Source organism: Halorhodospira sp. 9628 (genome assembly GCF_022228075.1).
GTDB lineage: Bacteria > Pseudomonadota > Gammaproteobacteria > Nitrococcales > Halorhodospiraceae > Halorhodospira > Halorhodospira halophila_A.
This window is the reverse complement of sequence record NZ_JAJNRF010000025.1, coordinates 1-1,264: the sequence shown is the minus strand read 5'-3', so window position 1 is coordinate 1,264 and position 1,264 is coordinate 1. Positions and strand designations below refer to the sequence as shown.

Sequence of the window (1,264 nt, the reverse complement as noted above, 5' to 3'; positions counted from 1 at the left end):
ACCGGACTCGGCCGTATCCGTCTGGCGGGCCTGCCGGATCTCATCCTCGGGTGGGCCGAAGACCTTGCGCGTCAGGCGCACATACCAGGCGGCCGCCTGGACCTGGATGACGAAGGCGATCGCGATGACCAGGGCGGCATTCGCCCCCTCGGCGCCGAACGCGTTCATGGCGATCGCCAAAGCGATGGAGAGGTTGCGCATCACGGATCCGTAGACCAGCGCGATGGCGTCGCCCCGCGGCAGGAGGGCCTTGCCGAGCAGGGTGCTCAGCGGGAAGTTGATGGCGTAGAGCAGGGCCACCGGGGCCAGGATGTAGAGCAGCCGCTCCGGCGCCGCGAGGATGGTCTCGGCGTTGAGCGCCATGGCGATGAAGACGATGCCGAGGACGCCGAGCGTGGACAGGGCCGGGAAGCGGAAGGCCCAGCGGTTGCGGAAGTCCTCCTGGCCGTAGCGGCGCACCAGTGCACGCTGGGTGAGCACGCCGAGGATGAGCGGCAGCACCACGATCACCAGCACCTGCTGGGCGATGGCCCAGAGATCGACGTGGATCTGCGCGCCGAGCAGGGCCTCCACATAGAAGGGCGTCGCGAGGGCCCCGAGCAGGAGCCCGATGACCGTCATCTTGACCGCTGCGGCGAGGTTGCCGCCGGCGAAGCCGGTCCAGGAGATGGTCATGCCGCTGGTGGGGACCAGGCCCGCGAGCAGCAGTCCCAGCGCCATGTAGGGCTGGTCCGCGAAGAAGAGCAGGCCCAGGCCGAAGGCGATGAACGGGATGACGGCGAAGTTGACGCCCTGGGTGAGCAGCTGGGCGCGCAGATCCTCCCAGCCGGTGAGGTGCGAGACCCGCAGCGTGACCATCATCGGGTAGACCATCAGGAAGGTCAGGGGCAGGACGAGCCACCGCAGCGGATCCGAGGGCAGGAGGGCGCCGTAGAGGAAGCCCAGGACCAGCATGGCCGGGATGGCCCAGGTCAGGCGCTTCTGGATCGCGTAGAGGATGGACCACATGGTCGTGCTCCTCCCTGGCAGCAGGCGAATGGAAGGCGGCGCAGGCGGAGGACGGGCGGCGGGCGGCCGGTCAGGAGGCCGGCTCCGCCTCCTCCGCCAGCTCGTGGAGCCACTGGGTCATGAGCTCGTTGGCCAGCGGCATCGGCGACTCCATGAAGCTGACCACGAAGCGGTCCGGCAGCTCCACGACCCCGATGGAGCGGGGGCGCAGCGCCGGGGCCAGGGCCATGGGCAGGCGCCGGCCGACGCAGAAGAT

The 1,264-nt window shown here is 69.6% G+C and carries 2 protein-coding genes; both read right to left on the bottom strand.

The window, feature by feature from the left end:
* Window positions 1-1,008 (bottom strand): arsenic resistance protein (locus LRG10_RS13020; protein WP_238635776.1); only part of this gene is annotated, 1,008 nt, incomplete at its 3' end.
* Between the two features lie 70 nt (window positions 1,009-1,078).
* Window positions 1,079-1,264 (bottom strand): DUF6858 family protein (locus LRG10_RS13015; protein ID WP_338018487.1); only part of this gene is annotated, 186 nt, incomplete at its 5' end.